The sequence below is a fragment of the Janthinobacterium sp. FT14W genome, assembly GCF_009208755.1.
GTDB lineage: Bacteria > Pseudomonadota > Gammaproteobacteria > Burkholderiales > Burkholderiaceae_D > Janthinobacterium > Janthinobacterium violaceinigrum.
This window is the reverse complement of sequence record NZ_WFLL01000139.1, coordinates 1-448: the sequence shown is the minus strand read 5'-3', so window position 1 is coordinate 448 and position 448 is coordinate 1. Positions and strand designations below refer to the sequence as shown.

Annotated in this window: 1 pseudogene; it reads left to right on the top strand. The window is 62.9% G+C overall.

The window, feature by feature from the left end:
• Positions 1–448: pseudogene (locus GCN74_RS28340) on the top strand (IS5 family transposase); the annotation flags it as partial.

Sequence of the window (448 nt, the reverse complement as noted above, 5' to 3'; positions counted from 1 at the left end):
CCCCATCTGCCGTCCAATCCCCATCACGGTCACGTGTATGTCGAGCATCGGCACGTGATCAATGGCATCCTATGGCGCTTGCGCACAGGCGCCCCTTGGCGCGACATTCCGCCACGCTACGGTCCTTGGCAGACCTGCTATGACCGCTTTGTTCGTTGGTCGAGGAATGGCACTTGGCAGCGACTTCTCCGGGTCATGCAGGCTGCAGCCGACGAGGCTGGCCTGGTGGACTGGGATGGTGCTGCGCTCGACGCTACACACATCAAGGCCCAGCGCAGTGCTGTCGGGGCGCGAAAGACGCTGCCAGCAGCCGAAAAAAGGGGGCCATAACTGACGAGTGGCTGGGGCGTTCACGCGGGGGCATCACCAGCAAAATCCATGTCTGTGTCGATGGGCACGGTTTGCCGCTGTCCGTTCTTGTCACGGCCGGCCAGTGTAGCGACGCGGC